This window comes from Paenibacillus oralis, assembly GCF_003863965.1.
Taxonomy (GTDB): domain Bacteria; phylum Bacillota; class Bacilli; order Paenibacillales; family Paenibacillaceae; genus Fontibacillus; species Fontibacillus oralis.
On sequence record NZ_RRCN01000001.1, the window covers coordinates 1,148,107 to 1,165,696 of the forward strand.

15 protein-coding genes are annotated in these 17,590 nt (G+C 55.9%); all 15 read right to left on the reverse strand.

What is annotated here, in order from left to right; translation table 11 throughout:
• Positions 1 to 22 precede the first annotated feature (22 nt).
• Positions 23 to 1,459 (reverse strand): DEAD/DEAH box helicase, encoded by a 1,437-nt coding sequence (locus tag EHV15_RS05510; protein WP_128630360.1) that lies wholly within the window; start codon positions 1,457 to 1,459, stop codon positions 23 to 25.
• Between the two features lie 129 nt (positions 1,460 to 1,588).
• A complete protein-coding gene (locus EHV15_RS05515; RefSeq protein WP_128630361.1) occupies positions 1,589 to 3,262 on the reverse strand; it encodes an ABC1 kinase family protein in 1,674 nt (557 codons plus the stop codon).
• A gap of 3 nt (positions 3,263 to 3,265) precedes the next feature.
• A complete protein-coding gene (locus EHV15_RS05520) occupies positions 3,266 to 3,574 on the reverse strand; it encodes a phasin family protein (RefSeq protein WP_128630362.1) in 309 nt (102 codons plus the stop codon).
• Between the two features lie 51 nt (positions 3,575 to 3,625).
• Positions 3,626 to 4,444, reverse strand: a complete 819-nt coding sequence (locus EHV15_RS05525; RefSeq protein WP_128630363.1) for a uroporphyrinogen-III synthase — start codon at positions 4,442 to 4,444, stop codon at positions 3,626 to 3,628.
• Positions 4,445 to 4,527: 83 nt separating this feature from the next.
• The gene (locus tag EHV15_RS05530; RefSeq protein WP_128630364.1) at positions 4,528 to 5,601 is read right to left on the reverse strand and encodes a GerAB/ArcD/ProY family transporter; all 1,074 of its coding nucleotides are present in this window, start codon (positions 5,599 to 5,601) and stop codon (positions 4,528 to 4,530) included.
• Between the two features lie 48 nt (positions 5,602 to 5,649).
• On the reverse strand, positions 5,650 to 5,862 hold the full coding sequence (locus EHV15_RS05535) for a hypothetical protein (protein ID WP_128630365.1): 213 nt from the start codon (positions 5,860 to 5,862) through the stop codon (positions 5,650 to 5,652).
• Entirely contained in the window at positions 5,855 to 7,054 is a 1,200-nt protein-coding gene (locus tag EHV15_RS05540; RefSeq protein ID WP_178075772.1) for a Ger(x)C family spore germination protein, read from the reverse strand. Before EHV15_RS05540 ends, EHV15_RS05535 begins: the two co-directional genes overlap by 8 nt.
• Positions 7,055 to 7,059: 5 nt before the next feature.
• Positions 7,060 to 8,556, reverse strand: a complete 1,497-nt coding sequence (locus EHV15_RS05545) for a spore germination protein (protein WP_246061333.1) — start codon at positions 8,554 to 8,556, stop codon at positions 7,060 to 7,062.
• A 429-nt stretch (positions 8,557 to 8,985) separates the two neighbouring features.
• On the reverse strand, positions 8,986 to 10,236 hold the full coding sequence (locus EHV15_RS05550) for a methyl-accepting chemotaxis protein (RefSeq protein WP_128630367.1): 1,251 nt from the start codon (positions 10,234 to 10,236) through the stop codon (positions 8,986 to 8,988).
• A gap of 878 nt (positions 10,237 to 11,114) precedes the next feature.
• Positions 11,115 to 12,416 carry a pyrimidine-nucleoside phosphorylase gene (locus tag EHV15_RS05555; RefSeq protein ID WP_128630368.1) on the reverse strand — a complete coding sequence of 434 codons (1,302 nt, stop codon included), beginning with the start codon at positions 12,414 to 12,416 and terminating at the stop codon, positions 11,115 to 11,117.
• A gap of 370 nt (positions 12,417 to 12,786) precedes the next feature.
• Positions 12,787 to 13,968, reverse strand: coding sequence for a phosphopentomutase (gene deoB, locus EHV15_RS05560; protein ID WP_128630369.1), 1,182 nt, complete (start codon positions 13,966 to 13,968; stop codon positions 12,787 to 12,789).
• A 33-nt stretch (positions 13,969 to 14,001) separates the two neighbouring features.
• Positions 14,002 to 15,180, reverse strand: coding sequence for a NupC/NupG family nucleoside CNT transporter (locus EHV15_RS05565; RefSeq protein ID WP_128630370.1), 1,179 nt, complete (start codon positions 15,178 to 15,180; stop codon positions 14,002 to 14,004).
• An 85-nt stretch (positions 15,181 to 15,265) separates the two neighbouring features.
• A complete protein-coding gene (locus EHV15_RS05570) occupies positions 15,266 to 15,661 on the reverse strand; it encodes a cytidine deaminase (RefSeq protein WP_128630371.1) in 396 nt (131 codons plus the stop codon).
• Positions 15,662 to 15,693: 32 nt separating this feature from the next.
• On the reverse strand, positions 15,694 to 16,359 hold the full coding sequence (gene deoC / locus EHV15_RS05575) for a deoxyribose-phosphate aldolase (protein ID WP_128630372.1): 666 nt from the start codon (positions 16,357 to 16,359) through the stop codon (positions 15,694 to 15,696).
• 273 nt (positions 16,360 to 16,632) lie between these two features.
• Positions 16,633 to 17,568 (reverse strand): DNA-binding transcriptional repressor DeoR, encoded by a 936-nt coding sequence (locus EHV15_RS05580; RefSeq protein WP_128630373.1) that lies wholly within the window; start codon positions 17,566 to 17,568, stop codon positions 16,633 to 16,635.
• Positions 17,569 to 17,590 lie beyond the last annotated feature (22 nt).

The following is a 17,590-nucleotide window of genomic DNA, read 5'->3' on the forward strand; positions in this document are numbered from 1 at the left end:
GGAAAATAACGACGGCGCCGGGCTACCGCCCCCGGCGCCCGCGCCCGCCGCCGCGTCCGGCTTCGCCGCGGCGGCCCTGCCCTTGCGCGCGCGCAGCGCCTCCGCCGGAGCCGCGCTGCGCGTGCGCCTTCTCGCCGCGGCGTTTCCCTTCGCCGCGGCTTCCCCGGGCCGGCGCCCCGCCGTCGCCGGCTGCGCGCCCGCGCCCGCCCGCCGCTTCGCGGCCCGGGCGGCCGGGCGCACGCTTCGCGCCGCCGTGCTTCGCGCGGCGCGGCGTTTCCTTCGCCAGGGCCGCGCCTTGCCGGCCGCCGGCGGAGTCCCTGGCGGCTCCGCTGCCCGCGCCGCCCGCAGCATAACGCTGCCGCTCCAGCTTGCGGGCGATGCCCCGCTCGATCAGGCGCAGCGCCTCCATGTCCTTCGGCGCCGCAAACGTGACGGCTACGCCTTCCTGCCCGGCGCGGCCGGTCCGCCCGATGCGGTGGATGTAGCCGTCCACGTCATGCGGGATGTCGTAGTTGAACACATGCGTGACTCCTTCGACATCGATGCCGCGCGCCGCTACATCCGTGGCCACCAGCAGCTCCAGCTTCGCCTCGCGGAAAGCCCGCATCACCTGCTCGCGTTTCGCCTGCGACAGATCGCCATGCAGCTCATCCGATTTGAAGCCGGCTTCCTGCAGCGCCTCGTTCAGCTTGCTCGCCCGCCGCTTCGTCCGGCAAAAGATCACCGCCAAATACGGCCGATCCCCGCGGATTTGCTCGATCAGCGCGGCCTGCTTGGTCCGGTCCGTGCATTCCACCAAAATCTGCCGGATGCTGTCCAAGGTCACACGCGGCGTTTCCGCAACGCGGATATCCTGCGGACGGTCCATGTACGTGCGGGCCAACCGCTTCACACGATCGGGCATCGTCGCCGAGAACAGCATCGTCTGACGGCTCCGCGGCACCTGCAATATGATCTCTTCCACCTCGGCCAAAAAGCCCATATGCAGCATTTGATCCGCTTCGTCGAGCACCAGCATCCGCACGGCGCCAAGCGTCAGCGAGCCGCGCCGCAAGTGATCGAGCAGCCGGCCGGGGGTTCCGATGACAAGCTGGGCGCCGCCCTTTAGCTTGCGCAGCTGCCGTTCCACATCCTGCCCGCCGTAGGCGGCCAGCAGCGACAACCCTTCCCGCGCTGCCGCCAGTTTGCGGGCCTCCGCCGTAATCTGCAGCGCCAGTTCCCGGGTCGGGGTGATGATCAGCGCCTGGGCCTCCGGCTTGTCTACACGGATGTTCTCCAGAATCGGCAGCAGAAAAGCGAGCGTTTTGCCCGTGCCGGTCTGCGCCTGCACGATCGCGTCCTCCCCGGCCATCAGCACCGGGATCGCCGCCGCCTGCACCGGGGTCGGGTTCGCGATGCCTTGTTCCTGCAGCCTGCGAAGCAGGGCGGGCGAAAGGCCCAGGTTTTCAAAAGTCGTCAACAAATTCACCTCATATTCCTAGGATAAAGCCATCCGGTTAATCCCATATCCAGTTCAATAACGATTTAACAGTTGCCGGTTTGGGGCAACAGCCTTCTTATTGTAACAGACGATCCGCGGGACGGCGAGCTAAAACCTCCCCGAACGGAAGATCGAATAAAGCAGCCACAGGAACATCAGCAGCGCCACGATGAAGCCGATTTCGATGGCCGGAAAGTTCCACAGCAGCGTAGGGCGCCTCGTCAGGGATGAGCCGACGATCAAGCCGACCATGATGATGCTGAACGAAAGGAGAACGATGCTGAATGACAGCCGGTTGCTGATTTGATCCAGCTTGCGGAGGAACTGCCCCATCTCCGGAACGTCCATCTCCATCTTGATTTTCCCTTTGGCGAACATCGCCGACAACCGTCGCACTTGCCGCGGCAGGTCGACCAAAGAATCGGTCAATTCGGCCGCCCCTTCGACCAGCCTCTTCGTGAGCCGGCGCGACCCGTACTTCTCCCGCAGCAGCTTGCGCCCGAACGGCTCGGCCATGTCGAGAATGCGCAGGTTCGGATCAAGGCTTAGCGCCACGCCTTCCACCGTGAGCAGCGCTTTCCCGAGCAGCAGCAGATCGGCGGGCAGGGTGACCCGGTGGCGCCTGGCGGTCATAAACAGATCGTTTAACGCTTGACCGACCTGAATTTCGGCAAAAGGGATATCGTAATACCTGTCCCGCAGCCGCTCCAGGTCCAGGCGCAGCCCGGCCGTATCGGCGGCGTCATCCACCAGCCCCATGCGTAAGATCGCCCGCACCATGCCTTCGGTGCTGCGCCGCATCAAGGCGATCACCAGCGAGGAGAGATGGTCCTTCATATCGCTGCTGAGCCGGCCGACCATGCCGAAATCGATAAACGCCAAATCCCCTCGCTCCGTCACAAGCAAATTGCCGGGATGGGGGTCCGCGTGAAAAAAGCCGCCTTCAAAAATTTGCCGAAGCAGAGCATCCACAAGGCGCTGGGCTATCGTCTTCCGGTCGAAGCGGACTGCCGCCCGCCCGTTCAGCCGGTTCAAATGCACACCGTCGACAAAGTCCATCGTCAGCACCTTGGACGTCGTGTAGTGCCAATAAACCCCGGGGATGTAGATCCCTTCCCCTTCCTTGAATTGCCGGCGGATTTTCTCCATGTTCCGCCCTTCATGGCTGTAGTCCAGCTCGGCCCGGATCGACCGCGAAAATTCCTCGACCATCTGCGGGATTTGATACTGGGAAACCCAGGACCACCGTTTATTCGCCAGCGCCGTCAAATGCTTCAGAATGTCCAGGTCGCGCTCGACGAGCGGAATGACGCCGGGACGCTGAATCTTGACGGCAACCCGCTCGCCGCTCGTCAGCCGCGCCCGGTGAACCTGCCCGATCGACGCGGCGGCCAGCGGCGTCTCGTCGAAGCTGGCCAGCAGCTCCCCGATTGGCATCTGCATCTCCTGCTCCAAAATCGCCTTCGCTTCTTCGGCGGAAAAAGGCGGCACCTGATCCTGAAGCTTGACAAGCTCCAGGACGATCGGTTCCGGAAGCAAATCGGAGCGCGTGCTGGCCAGTTGCCCGGCCTTAATAAAGGTGGGCCCGAGCTCCTCCAGCACCAGCCGGATTCGCTCGGCCAAAGTCCGGGTTCCCGGAGGCTCCGCCTTGCGAAACCGCCGCAGCGGAACCCGGATGAGCCGGGTTAGTCCGATCTCTTCGGCCATATACCCAAAGCCATGGCGCACCAGCGCCATGGCGATTTCCCGGTACCTCCCGTTATGACGGACAAAGCTGCCCATGAGCTACGGCTGCTGCAGCTCGGCGAGCTTCAGTTCCAGTTCGGCCACCCGGCGGGTCAGCTCTTCCACCTCTTTAGCTGAAGCGAGCCCCATGGTTTGAAGCGCGGATCTCACCTGTTCGTTAACGAGTTCCTTGAATCTTCCCTGCTCCTCGGCGCCTTTATCGATCAGCTTCTCCACCAGCTGCTTCGACTCCGAAGGAGCCAATTCGCCGCGCTTCACCAGCTCGTCCACGACCCCTTCGATCTTTTCCTTGCTCACGACGGTAAGGCCCCAACCTAAGGAAATCGCCTTTTTCAACAAATCGCTCATAACCAATCATCCTTTCCTTCATAGGTTTGGATATTGCTTATCTGTACTGCATCATAGCGCGGCGTCTCCGGCATAATACCGCGCCAATTCGACGATCATACTGCCCATTCGCTCCTCCTTCGGAGCCAGCACCCGCGGAACGCCGGCCTCCCGCAGCCCGGCGGCCGTCACCTTGCCTACGGCGACGGCCAGCACCGGCCCCTCCAGCGCCTGCATCAGCGCCTGAAGCCGCCCCCGCTTCTCCGCATGCTCCATGAGAAAACGGACCTGCGGCCCGCTCGTAAACGTTACGGCGTCCACCTCTCCCCCCACGATGTCGGCGAGCAGTTCTTCCAGCGCTTCTTCCGGCGGCGAAATGTGGCGGTACGGCAAAACCTGACGGCAGCTTGCTCCCTGCTCCTCCAGCCAGGCAACCAGCCGCGGGGCGGGGTCGCCGTGCAGCTGCAGCATCACGTTTTTCCCCGTGAAGTCATGAGCCGCCAGTCCGCGGATCAGCCCTTCCGTGCTGCCGTCGTCATCCCGGACAAGCGGCGTCAACTGCCGTTTTTTGAGGGCATTTGCCGTTTTGTACCCCCGGGCGGCAATGGAATTCACGCTAAGGTTATCCCATAGCTGCTGGGCCACCCCCATATCCTCGGCCATGTCAAACACGGCATCCAGCCCCATGCCGGTCGTGAAGATCGACCAGTCCGGCGGATTCTCCACCCAAGCCACAATCCCGTTCCGAAGGTCCACGTCGTCCAGCAGGACCGTTCCCTGCGCCGGCCGATACAGCGGAATTCCGCCGAGGTTTTCCACCAGCTTGCCCAGTTCCTCCGCCCGGCGGGGGCCCGTCAATGCGATTCTTTTCCCTTCCAATCTCCTCGCCATAGTCTACCTCCCCAAAATCAGCCCATCTTTCTATTTCCAGCTTATACGACCGGGGAGAGGAAGTAAATCCCGTGACCTGCGCGTCAGCCTGATTTCGGTTTGACCTTTCGCGGCCATAACGCGGCGAACAACACGATCGGCAGCACCAGTTCGAAGATCAGCGCCACCAGCGGCCATACATAGTTGAAGTTGAATTGCTGCAGGGCGTTTTTGAAAAACCAGATGGAGCACACAAACGCAAGCGCGCCGGCGGGAGCCGTCATAAGGCGGCCGGATAATTTCGGCACGACCATCTGCATTAAATAACACAGCACATAGATGTCGAAGCCGATCTTGCCGAGCGCCGTCGGATACCAAAGTCCGACGACAAGCAGATCAAACCGGTCCATGAAATCGGTGATCTGCAATTGCCGGATAAGCTCGTATCCGGAATGCGTTAATTTGCCGGTCAGCGGCACCCCCATGACCAATTCGGTCAAAAGCAGGATGCCGAATAGAAATAACGTGGCCACAATCAACCCGGTAAGCCCGGCAGAGGTGCGATAAGATTTCCCCGAAATGACTAACGGCAACGCGATGACTTCTCCCAAATAGGGGGCCGCGTACCACGCCCCTTTGGCGATGCCCAGCCAATCGAAAGAAAAATAAGGAATCATGTAATTGATATGCACATTCCTTAACATGAAGATGCTGACGATAGTCAGAACAGCGATCATGATAGGCACGTAGATCTCGCTAATCCCGAGGAAAGCCCGGATCCCCCCCTGCGAAATATAGACGGCCGTGGCGGTGATCATGAGCCCCAAAATCAAAATCGGCGTCCGGTTCAGCAGCACCGAATTCGTAAAATCGGCAAGGATGCGGATATCTCTGGCGGCGATGAACAGAAAAAAGAGGAGGTACATTGCCAACAGAACCCTGCCGTTCACCGGAAACCGCTCCACGATCGCCTGCATCAGATTTTTGCCGGGAAACCGCCCCCGTGCCGCCGACAGCAACCACAGGGACAACACGCAAAGCCCGCCGCTTAGGATGAAGGAGACAGCGGCATGCTGCCGGGCCACATTCGCCATGGGAGAAAACGTCTGTAAATACGACAGGGAACTGATATACAGCATGCAAAGCAGCATGATTTGCCGCTTCGTTATTTTTTTCATACCATGCCTCTCCTTTAAATTTTCAGGTGGAGAAAGTTGAACTACCTCTTACGGAAAAGGCACAAGCGGCCGGAGGATCCTGCCCAGCCACTCGCTTGGAAAAAAAATCTGGGGCGACAGCGTGGTATAGAGCAGGATGCCGAAGGAGACGGCCATCATGCCGTAGGAAAACCACCGGTTTATCGGTGGCTCTTTCCTCATAGCTTCTTGGTCCCGCCATACGCTGAAGGCCATGAGTATTATCAGCAGCACCTCAATCATTGCGGAGCCGATCCTCCCTTACGCCAAGCGAATTGATCAATTCGCCGGTATTTTCCAGATGCACATGGGAGTGCACGCGAACTTTGATCTCCGGAAGCATATCGTTCCAGCGGTTATGGACTTTTTCCCATTCCGACGGGTAGGTGTTATGGAAGGTGTTGCCCAGCCCGAATACGTCCGAACGGTACTCCTTCAGCAGTTTGTCCGCCACCTCGTGAACGCCTTCCGCTACAAAGTCATTGCATTGCTTTTCCAATTTGCCCATCATGGTGGATTCCAGGTTCGCGTTCGACGTATTTTCCACGAGCAGCCCTTTCGCCTGGATATAGATGTCCGCTGTAATTTGGGAGTTTTTCAGGCGGGTCCGGATCCTGGTATTCGTTTCGTTAAGGCTGATACTGATCATTTGGTTGGGTCCGCCGCCTGCATACGGAACGCTGACTTTGGGGTTGATCGCTTCGTTCATGGCCAGCAGCGCCAGCGCTGCTTCCTTCACATCCAAGAAGCCGACCAGTTTGTCTGTGCGAAAGACGCCAAGCCCGTCCAGCCGAACGAGGCTTTGACTGTTGCCGACTTTTTCCGGAGCGCTTTCCCCCAGGGTAACGACCGGAATCGCGGGGTCGATCCCTTCCGTCAGCAGTTGATTGGACAGCTTTTGCACGCTCATCGGGGCCTTCATTCCCGACTTGGCGATTTCCCGAACCATCTCGGAGGGATTCTGTTCAATCGGGGCGTCCGCCCCCAGCACTTTGTAGGCGGGACCGCGAGTAACAACAACGTAGGTGGTCAGCCGGTTTTGCGGGAAACGGGCCAAGTTGTCGATCTGTTCGCCGATCCCAGACCGGGCAAACTCCTCGCCGAACAACGTTACCCGGCGGTGGGAATAGTTGAGCACCCGGGACAAGCTGTTTTGCATCTCCTTATTCGCCACATACATCGTTTCGGCGCTTTTGGACAGCATCAGAAATGTTTTGCTCCCGGATGTGCCGCCCCCGCCCCCCTCGCTTCCCGCTCCGCCTAATGAACTGGGGAGGGCGATCTGAACCGTTGAACGGATGAGGCCACCTTCCTTATCGGTCGAAGACCCGAGCACGAAAGCGATGTCGTTTACTTCAATCCGGTCCCAGCAGCCGGTCAGCACGAAGGGAACCAACACCAACGTCAATAAGAAGCATGGCGTTCTTCGGCTCACCTTGCTCACCATCCCTCGGTGGTATCATTGCCCAGCTGCCGGGTTTTGCCGATTCTCCGGAGATTGTCCGGGGCATCGGCAGGCGGCCGTTTTTTCATTTTCCATATTGGGACGCGGCTGAAGATATCCTTCATGTCGTCGGGCCGGTAAGGAGCGACCCCGGCCATATATGGAACACCAAACGATTTTAATTGCGTCAGGTGCACGATAACCCAGACCATGCCGATCACAATGCCAAACAATCCGAAAATGCCGGCCAATATCATGATCGGAAAGCGGAGCATGCGGATGGTGACAGCCAAGCTGAACCGCGGAATCGTAAATGAGGCGATGCCGGTGAGCGACACCACGATGACCATCGGAGCCGAGACGATCCCGGCCTGCACCGCGGCTTGGCCGATGACCAGCGCCCCTAATATGCTGACGGCTTGTCCCACGGTTTTCGGCAGCCGAATTCCGGCTTCGCGCAGCGCTTCAAACGAAATTTCCATAATGAAGGCCTCGACCAGAGCGGGAAACGGGATCGCTTCCCGGGCGGCGGCAACGCTCAGAATGAGCGTCGACGGCAGCATATCCTGATGAAACGTCGTCACGGCGATGTACAATGCCGGCAGAAACAGGGCTACGCACAGGAAAAAAATACGGATCCAGCGGATCATATTGCTGATAAAAAACCGCTCGTAATAGTCCTCGCTGGCCTGCAGCATCTGCCACAGAGTAACCGGAGCGATCAGCGCAAACGGCGTACCGTCCACGAAGATCGCCACTCTGCCCTCCAGGAGCTGGGCGGCTACGGTATCCGGCCTTTCCGTATACTGCAATTGGGGAAACGGCGACGACGGATTATCTTCGATCCATTCCTCGATATATCCCGTCTCCAGGATCCCATCGATATCAATCGCCTCGAGCCGCTTCTTCACATCGTTAATCAACTGGTCTTCGGCGATGTTTTCGATATACGCCATGGCTACATCCGTCTTTGTCACCTTGCCGATCACCATGTCGATCAGCTTCAGCTTCTCCGTCTTGATTTTGAAGCGGATCAGCGCGGTATTGATCCGCAGCGATTCGGTGAAGCCTTCGCGCGGTCCGCGAATCACCGCCTCGGTCTGCGGCTCCTGAACGCTCCGGCGCGAACCGCCCTTCGCGTTGAACAGGAGCGCCTCATCCATCCCTTGAATAAAAACGACCACATTCGACGTCAGCACGGCATTAATGACTTTTTCCCAGTCGGAGCTCGCATCGGTTTGGCTGATGGAAACCCGTTTAAACGAAAGGGGGTATGGATTGTCCGGCAAGGCGCCGGCCAGCCCCTGGATGACGGGACGAAGAATATGCTCCTGCACGTCCTCCACTTTGATAATCCCTTCGATGTAAACGAGCAGTCCCTTAATGTAATCCGTTAACTGGACCTCGCGGTAAATGACGTCCGAGCAGTCCTGAAATACTTTTTTGACGGTTTTCGTGTTTTTCGCCAGATCGCGGCTGACTTTCTCCTTCACTGCAACACCACTCCCTGCGGTCAACTGTTCATCGTTAACAAGATGTAGAATGTACCATTCTGGGAATATTATGTAGCCGCAGGAAAAGAAAAAAAGTTGCCCGATAGGTTGGCATGACCTATTGGACAACTTTTAACGCGGTATTCAAAAATTAGTGCAAGTTCAAAAAGTCAGGTTTTCAGCACCGAAGTGTATGCTTTCGAAGTGCGTTTTTTCAAAACGCTAAGCGTATGCTTGGCCCGGCTGAATTCAAGATTCGATGCCGAATAAGCTCCATAGCATTACTTCGTGATAAGAAAAACATCTATCGATGTACATTCTAGGAAGCCAGACCGCGTTTAGCGGTTGTTTTTCTTGCGATATAAGGAAGCTGAGGCTCCGACGTCCATTCTTTCTTATATCTTCAAAAGATGACTTTTTGAACTACCTCTATTGTTTTCGGACGGTAAACTTGTCCAACTGCCCCTTAAGCTGTTCCGCCATCCGGGTCAAATCGGCGGAAGAAGAGGCAACTTCCTCGATAGAGGCCAGCTGCTGTTCGGCGGCTGCCGAAATCGTCTGCGTATTTCCGGCCGCTTCCTCGGAAATGAGCCGGATGTCCTTGATCGATTCCGTGACTTTGCCGGCCCCCAACGCCAGTTCCTTGGCGGCTCCGGCCACGCCTTCCATCTTCGCGGCGGCGCCGCGAACCGCTTTACGGATCCGCGAGAAGGAGCGCCCGGAGGTGTCGACGGCGATGATTCCTTCCTCGACCCCCTGCTTGGCGTTCTCCATTGATTGAACCGCACGCTCCATTTCACCCTGAATGCCGGCGATCAGCTCCGCGATCTGCTGGGCCGATTGCTCCGAACCTTCGGCCAGCTTCCGCACTTCGGAGGCGACAACCGCGAATCCCCGCCCCTCTTCTCCGGCCCGAGCCGCTTCGATCGAGGCGTTCAGCGCCAGCAAATTCGTCTGCTGGGCAATTCCGGCTATGACCTCTACGATTCCCCCGATATTTTGCGTCTGCTCGCCCAGGGTATGAATAACGGACCCTAGTTGTTCAACCGTTTGCTGGATATGCTCGATTTTTTCCACCACTCTAAGTACGGAAGCGTTCCCTTCCTCGGCAACACCGTTCGTCTGCTCCATCGTTTCCGTGACCGTCCGGATGTGGTCGGAAATCGTGATCACCTGACGCGACATTTCCTCCACACCGTCCGCACCGGCTTCGACCTTCTGCAATTGCTGCTCGCTTCCGGTCGCCATCTCCTGAATCGCCACGGTCACGTGCTCAATCGCCTTGGTCGTTTGCCCCGCTCCGGCCGAAAGCTGCTCCGCCGAAAAGGTAACCTGGTTTGCCGTTTCCCGCACGCTCACGATCATCTCGTTCAGGTTGTCCACCATGCGCTGAAAATGATTGGCAAGCACCCCGATTTCATCTTTCCGGTTCACGAACTCCACGCGTCTTGTAAGATCCCCTTCGCTAATGCGCTGTGTCGCTTCGCTCAGCCGGTCCAGCGGAACGGCGATCATCCGGACCGTTACCCAAGCGGCCGCAATGGCCACCGCCACGGAAATTCCGGCGATCAGCAAGGAAGTGGAATCAAATATGCCCCGTAGCACCTGATCCAACACGCACGGAACGATCGCCGCCAGCACCGTCGTGATCAGCAAGGTTAACCTAACACGCTTTACCATAATGAATAGACCCTCTCTCTATCAAAATTTGGTATGTATAAACTGTATTATAGTTTTTCACGGCATTTCCTGCTATGTTAGAAAAACATTTATCGGCCAACTTCCTGCGAACTGCAAAAGTGCAGACGATTTTCGCCCGAATGCCCCGAAAGCGGCTCGCCAAGTGTAAAAGTGCAGTTCGTTTCCAGTCGTAAGATACTTTTTTATCCAATAACCCCAAATGAGATGTACTTTTGCATTTGAGCCGCCTCAAAACGCCATTTCATGTAAAATGAAATGCATTTTTGCATTTGATTCAGTACGGTCGTCGTTCCTTCCGCATAAGAAAAGCCGAACAATTGCTTCTTGCCCCTTACAAAAGGGTAGAACGATTTAAGAAAAACGCCTGACGGCATCCTTTATTGACGCTGACTTCTACTTTGGAGCGATTGGAGGGACGGATTCCCATTCCCTCTTCTGTTCTTTGAGTAACCTTCCCCTTCTTTCATGAACCGTAGCGCCCAAGTACCTCGGCCCTTTCAATCTGTAGTCTACATCCAGTGGACGTTGCTCTAACGGACACCAGCGACCTTATCCGCCCATTTCCCGGGTATTTCCCAGGCTAACGGACACACACGACCCTATTTCGCTCTAAACCAGTTGATCCAGGCCGATTTGAGATAAATAAGGTCTTCTGTGTCCGTTACATTTTGCAAACCTCCGTTTTTCCTCAAATAACGGCTCTGGTGTCCCTTAGCCCCCAGATTCCCAGATTCCTCTTCTCCCCCTTCTCTACCTGCGCATCGCCCTCTGTCATATCCGAAATTTTATAAATTCCATAAGGTTGAAAAAATCCCGAATCCTCCAAAGGATCCGGGATTGGTCAAACTAAACTTCAATTATTCTGTTACAATGTCATGCACAAGTACAGGGGCTTCCGCATGATCCGCAATCCGGATGCTGGCGTAAATGTTCTCTACGACATCCTTCACGTCTTCCCGGTTCGCGTGAATAGTCACCAAGGATTCTCCGGCTTTGACCGGATCGCCGACTTTTTTGTTCAGCATCAGGCCGACGGCAAGATCGATGCCGGATTCCTTCGTAGCCCGGCCCGCGCCAAGCCACATGGCGGCGGTACCGATCTCATCGGCCACTATTTCCGCCACCACGCCGCCGGTCTTAGCCGGTACTTCGATTTGGTAAGCGGCTTGCGGCAGTTTCTCGGGATGATCCACGACAGACGGGTCGCCACCCTGATTCGTGATGAATTCCTTGAATTTCTCCAGCGCCTTGCCGCTGCGGATCACTTCTCTCAGCTTCTCTTCGGCTTCCTCAAGAGATGCGGCTTTGTTCGCCAGGAACACCATTTGGCGGCCAAGGGCGAGACAAAGCTCCTCCAGATCCTTTGGCCCGTTACCCTTCAGCGTATCGATCGCTTCCTTCACTTCCAGGGCATTGCCGATCGCGTAGCCCAGCGGCTGGCTCATGTCGGAAATGACCGCCATCGTCTTGCGGCCGACGTTGTTGCCGATGCGAACCATCGCATGAGCCAGTTCCTTGGCATCCTCGGCCGTTTTCATGAAGGCCCCTGCCCCAGTCTTCACATCGAGCACGATGGCGTCCGAGCCTGCCGCAATTTTCTTGCTCATGATCGAACTCGCGATGAGCGGAATCGAATTGACGGTGGCCGTGACATCGCGGAGGGCGTAAAGCTTCTTATCGGCCGGCGTCAAATTGCCGGACTGGCCTATAACCGCAATTTTATGCCGGTTCACCAGCTCCACAAACTCCTCCTTGCCGATCTCCACGTGGAAACCGGCGATCGCCTCCAGCTTATCGATCGTCCCTCCGGTATGGCCGAGTCCGCGGCCGGACATCTTCGCGACCGGGATGTCGAGCGCAGCAACGAGCGGCGCCAGCACCAGCGTCGTCGTATCGCCTACGCCGCCGGTGGAATGCTTGTCCACCTTCACGCCTTCAATGGCCGACAGGTCGATCGTGTCCCCGGAATTAACGATTGCCATCGTCAGATCCGCCCGCTCCCGCTCCGTCATATCCCTGAAGTAGATGGCCATGGCCAGGGCGCTGGCCTGGTAATCGGGAATCTCGTCTTTCGTATAGCCCTCGATAATGAAGTTGATTTCTTCCGTAGTCAATTCCCCGCCGTCGCGTTTTTTCGCAATCAAATCCACCATTCTCATCGTCTGCTCTCTCCTCGCTTTTGTTTTATCTATATAAGTTGAACTATTAATTGTACGGATCAGGGCAGCCGTGTGAAATGTTCTTACGATCGCTGTTGTTCGCGGATTTCTATTGATTCTATAGATTCCAACAAGGAAAGAAATCTGCTCACAAAGGCGACCAAGCATATGCTTCCGATGTAGCTTTCTTCCAGAAAGCTTTCAGTTTCTTCAGAATCATTTCCCCTAGGTTCAATATTCTAAAATATGCACTCTTTTAGAATATTGAACCCTCTTGCCTAACTTCCGCATTTCTTTAGTTCAACTTATCTACAAGAAAACGGCCGTGTCCAGTGCCACTTCCATCAGTCGTTGTTTCCCCAAACCGATTTTATTTCAATTCCGTCAAAAAGCTCGTGCCGTGTGCCGGCATCGTAACGCCGAAATTATCGGCCACCGTCGCCCCGATATCGGCAAACGTCTTGCGGAGCGGCAGCTCTCTGCCGCCTTCCCGGAACCGCGGCGAATAAACGAGAAGCGGCACATACTCCCGGGTGTGATCCGTCCCCCGATAGGTCGGATCGTTGCCGTGGTCGGCGGTAATGATCAGGAGGTCATCCTCCGTCAGCTTAGCGAACACCTCCGGCAGCCGCGCATCGTATTCCTCCAGCGCTTGGCCGTACCCCTGCGGGTTGCGGCGGTGTCCATACAGGGCGTCGAAATCAACGAGATTGATGAAGCTGAGTCCGGTGAAAGATTCATCCATCGTGGCGGCCAGCTTATCCATCCCGTCCATATTGGAGAGGGTGCGGACCGCCTTGGTTACGCCTTCGCCGTCATAGATATCGGATATTTTGCCCAGCGCGATCACGTCGTAACCCGCATCCTTCAGCGCGTTCATCGTAGTCTGGCCGAACGGCTTCAGCGCATAGTCATGGCGGTTCGCCGTCCGGGTGAAACGTCCCGGCTCCCCGACGAAAGGACGGGCGATGATCCGGCCGAGCATGTACGGATCCTCCAGCGTAATTTCCCGGCAATACTCGCAGATTTCGTACAACTCCTTCAGCGGAACGACCTCTTCGTGCGCCGCGATCTGAAGCACGGAATCGGCGGAGGTATAAATGATCAGCGCTCCCGTCTTCATATGCTCTTCTCCAAGCTCGTCGATAATTTCCGTTCCGCTCGCCGGCTTGTTGCCAATCACTTTGCGGCCGGTCTTTTTCTCGATCCGGGAGATCAGCTCCTCCGGGAATCCGTCAGGGAATACCCGAAACGGTGTATCAATGCGCAGTCCCATAATCTCCCAGTGGCCGGTCATCGTATCCTTGCCGCTGGACGCCTCCTGCATCTTGGTATAATAGGCGAGCGGCTTGTCCGCTTTTGGAATTCCTTGAATCTCACGAATGTTGGACAAGCCCAGCTTGGCCATATTCGGCATGTTCAATCCCCCGCGCTCGCGGGCGATATGTCCTAACGTATCGACGCCAAAGTCGTCAAACTTGGCAGCGTCGGGCGCTTCTCCGATCCCTACCGAATCCAGCACAATCAAGTGAATTCGTTTAAATTGAGCCATGATTACTTCGCTCCTTAGTCAGGTTTACTGAAATTACAAGAACAAGCCTGCTACCGTAGCGGACAATACGCTGACCATCGTGGCCCCGTAAAGCAGTTTGAGACCGAAACGGGCCACCACGTTGCCCTGCTTCTCATGGAGTCCCTTCACCGCACCGGCAATAATGCCGATGGACGAGAAATTGGCGAACGATACAAGGAATATCGATACGATGCCGGTCGTACGTACGGAAAGCGCGGTATGTTTGCCGAGATCCAGCATCGCCACAAATTCGTTGGAAACCATTTTCGTCGCCATGATGCTTCCCGCTTCCACCGCTTCCTTCCACGGTACCCCCATGACGAAAGCAAACGGAGCAAAGACATAACCCAGAAGCTGCTGGAAGGAAATACCGAAAATGCCGGTAAAAATCCCATTGATCAGCGCGATCAGCGCAACGAAGCCAACCAGCATCGCCGCAACAACAACGGCCACTTTGAATCCGTCCATAATGTATTCGCCGAGCATCTCGAAGAACGACTGCTTCTCTTCATCATGCACTTCCAGAATATCTTCTTCTTTCGAAACGGAATACGGGTTAAGGATCGAAGCAATAATAAAGCCTCCGAATAAGTTTAACACCAGGGCGGTAACAACATACTTCGGATTAATCATTTGCATGTACGCGCCGACGATCGACATCGAAACCGTGGACATGGCGGAAGCGCAGAGCGTGTAAAGGCGGTGCTTCGGCAGCATGCCGATTTGCTTTTTCACGGATATGAAGACTTCCGATTGCCCCAGAATCGCGGATGCGACCGCGTTGTAGGACTCCAGCTTGCCCATTCCGTTGATTTTGCTGAGCACAAGACCGATATATTTGATAATAAAAGGCAGAATCTTGGTGTACTGCAAAATCCCTATGAGAGCGGAGATAAAGATGATCGGGAGGAGAACCGACAGGAAGAAGGTCGTTTGACCTTGATTGATGAGACCCCCGAACACAAAGTTGACACCTTCTCCCGCATAGGACAGCAGCTTCTCGAATGTCGAAGCGAAGCCGCCGATGAGGAACTCGCCGACGCTGGTATTCAGCAAGGCAAAGGCAAGCAGCGCCTGCAGAACGATCATGATAAAAAGCGGCCGGTAGCGGATACTCCGGCGATCGCTGCTTGCCGCATACGTCAGGCCAAATACGACCAGCACACCCAGAATCGCAATTAAATATCTCATGATGGTGTTTTCCTCCACAGTGAATGTATTCTAAGCCTCGTCTCTTTAAGCGCTTACAACGCGCATATAAGAAGAAAGTCCGGAATTAATTCTTTTTCATATCCTTTGCTTGAAACGCCCCCGGGAGCAGCTGCTCCATCGTCCACTCCTCGGTATTCCCTTGCAGGTTCGTCAAATAGATCTTGGTATCCCGGTCGCAAAATTCCGCCAGCACTTGGCGGCAGGCCCCGCAGGGGGACACTGGCCCGTCCGTGCCGGCGACGACCGCAATCGCTTCAATCCTGCGGCTGCCTTCGGAGACCGCCTTGAAGACGGCCGTCCGCTCCGCGCAGTTGGTTAAACCGAAGGAGGCATTCTCAATATTGCACCCCAGATAAATTTTCCCGCCGGACAAGAGTGCGGCACCTACCGGAAAGCGGGAATAAGGAGCATAAGCCTGCTTCCGGGCTTCGATAGCTTGCCTAATCAGCTGCTCTTTCATCCTTGTTGCCTCCTTGGACTATAGTGTGAAGCTTAGTATGAAGCGGTGGATTGGCCGCCTTCCATTATTTTCACACCGGAGCTGGCCCCGATCCGGGTAGCGCCCGCTTCGATCATTCTTAGCATGTCTTCCCGGCTGCGCACGCCTCCGGAGGCCTTGACGCCGGTCCGTTCGCCGACGGTTCTGCGCATGAGCGCTACGTCCTCCGGTGTCGCCCCGCCCGTGGAGAAGCCTGTCGATGTTTTCACAAAATCAGCGCCGGCCTTGACTGCAAGCTCACAGGCACGTATTTTCTCTTCATCCGTCAAAAGGCTGGTTTCGATAATGACCTTCACCAGCGCCTTGCCTGCCGCCGCTTCGACAACTGCACGGATATCTTTCTCGACCAGTTCGTTATTCCCGTCTTTAAGGGCTCCGATATGAATGACCATATCAACCTCGGTCGCACCGTTTGCTATCGCGTCCTTTGTTTCAAACGCTTTGACGGCCGATGTTGAGGCTCCAAGCGGAAATCCGATCACCGTGCACACCTTTACCCCGGTCCCCGACAGCTGCTCGGCCGCATAAGCCACCCAGACCGGATTGACGCAAACCGAAGCGAACGAGTACTTCTTCGCCTCTTCCGTCAGCTTCGTGATCTCCGCCTTGCTCGCATCTGCCTTTAGCAGCGTATGGTCGATCATTCCCACTAAATTCATGTTACATCCCACTCCCTTATATCTCTTTCATTCTTCTGCATTTGCACGCAAAAATGCGTTTTCAAATCACTCCATGGATGACTGCAAAACCATCATAGCACGAGTCTGAACAAATGTAAAATGGTAAATGAAATTATGTTCAGTCATAACATGGTTAAAATATCGCCATACTTCATTCATACGTCGTCCGAACGCGAAACAAGCCCGCCGCAGCCGCGGCAGGCTTGTTTCCGAAAGGATGGAAGCTAAAAGGATATCAGCACCAAGCGTTGCTTATCTTAGCAAGGCTTGAGCCGTATATTGGTCCGTTACCAAAATGTTGGCGTATTTGCCGGTCAATGCGGCTCGAATGGCGTCGATCTTCCGCTGCCCGCCGGCTACAAGAATCGACTTCTCCTTGTTCCGCAGGTCCGATAAGTTCATTCCTACGGTACGGTTGTCGATCTCTTCGCTGCAAATGCGGCCCTCAGCGTCGAAGAACCTCGAGCAAATGTCTCCAGCACCGGTCCGGCGAAGCATCTCCTGCTCTTCTTTGCTGAAGTAGCCGAGACGGAAGAGCAGCGCGTCCTCTTTGACGGTCCCTACCGTGAACACCGCAATGTTGGCCTGCCGGCCTAACTCCATAATCCGCGAGATATGCCGGTCCTTCTCCACCATCTCTTTCACGGCGATATTGTCGAAGATGACGGGGAGCGGCAAATAACGGGGAGCCGTATGGAACGCTTCGGCGAACAAATTGACCGTTTCCGCGGCAAACGTATTCACATGAGAGTGGCTCACCCCGCCTTTCAGTTGCACGACCTCCACGCCCTTCACTTGCTTCGGCTGCAGCTGCCGTGCGACGGAGTACATCGTGGTCCCCCAGGTGACCCCGATGATATCTTTATCCTGCACCGTCTCATACAGATACTCCGCGGCCCTCCGGCTGATATGCTTCTGAATTTCCTGGTATTCCACCGTCGGCGAATAGCAGACAAGTACCGTATCCAGCATATATTTTATTTTCAAATCATGGCCCAAGGAGTTCAAATCCTCAAGAGGGTCAACGATATCGATGCGGACGTAGCCGCGTTCTTTGGCATGCTGAAGCAGCCTGGAAACCGTCGGACGGGAGACGCCGAGCCTCGTCGCGATATCCTGCTGACTATAATCGGAGAGATAATAAAGCCTCGCTGCTTCGATGCTTAACCGCTGTTTCTCATCATCCATCGTTTCCAACCCGCTTCTTGTT

Bases quoted from the DNA above. Each gene is read 5' to 3' on its own strand.
- EHV15_RS05565 (WP_128630370.1), bottom strand. From the start codon at position 15,180: ATGAGATATTTAATTGCGATTCTGGGTGTGCTGGTCGTATTTGGCCTG.
- EHV15_RS05555 (WP_128630368.1), bottom strand. From the start codon at position 12,416: ATGAGAATGGTGGATTTGATTGCGAAAAAACGCGACGGCGGGGAATTG.
- EHV15_RS05550 (WP_128630367.1), bottom strand. From the start codon at position 10,236: ATGGTAAAGCGTGTTAGGTTAACCTTGCTGATCACGACGGTGCTGGCG.
- deoC (WP_128630372.1), bottom strand. From the start codon at position 16,359: ATGAATTTAGTGGGAATGATCGACCATACGCTGCTAAAGGCAGATGCG.
- EHV15_RS05520 (WP_128630362.1), bottom strand. From the start codon at position 3,574: ATGAGCGATTTGTTGAAAAAGGCGATTTCCTTAGGTTGGGGCCTTACC.
- EHV15_RS05535 (WP_128630365.1), bottom strand. From the start codon at position 5,862: ATGATTGAGGTGCTGCTGATAATACTCATGGCCTTCAGCGTATGGCGG.
- EHV15_RS05570 (WP_128630371.1), bottom strand. From the start codon at position 15,661: ATGAAAGAGCAGCTGATTAGGCAAGCTATCGAAGCCCGGAAGCAGGCT.
- EHV15_RS05530 (WP_128630364.1), bottom strand. From the start codon at position 5,601: ATGAAAAAAATAACGAAGCGGCAAATCATGCTGCTTTGCATGCTGTAT.
- EHV15_RS05525 (WP_128630363.1), bottom strand. From the start codon at position 4,444: ATGGCGAGGAGATTGGAAGGGAAAAGAATCGCATTGACGGGCCCCCGC.
- deoB (WP_128630369.1), bottom strand. From the start codon at position 13,968: ATGGCTCAATTTAAACGAATTCACTTGATTGTGCTGGATTCGGTAGGG.
- EHV15_RS05580 (WP_128630373.1), bottom strand. From the start codon at position 17,568: ATGGATGATGAGAAACAGCGGTTAAGCATCGAAGCAGCGAGGCTTTAT.
- EHV15_RS05515 (WP_128630361.1), bottom strand. From the start codon at position 3,262: ATGGGCAGCTTTGTCCGTCATAACGGGAGGTACCGGGAAATCGCCATG.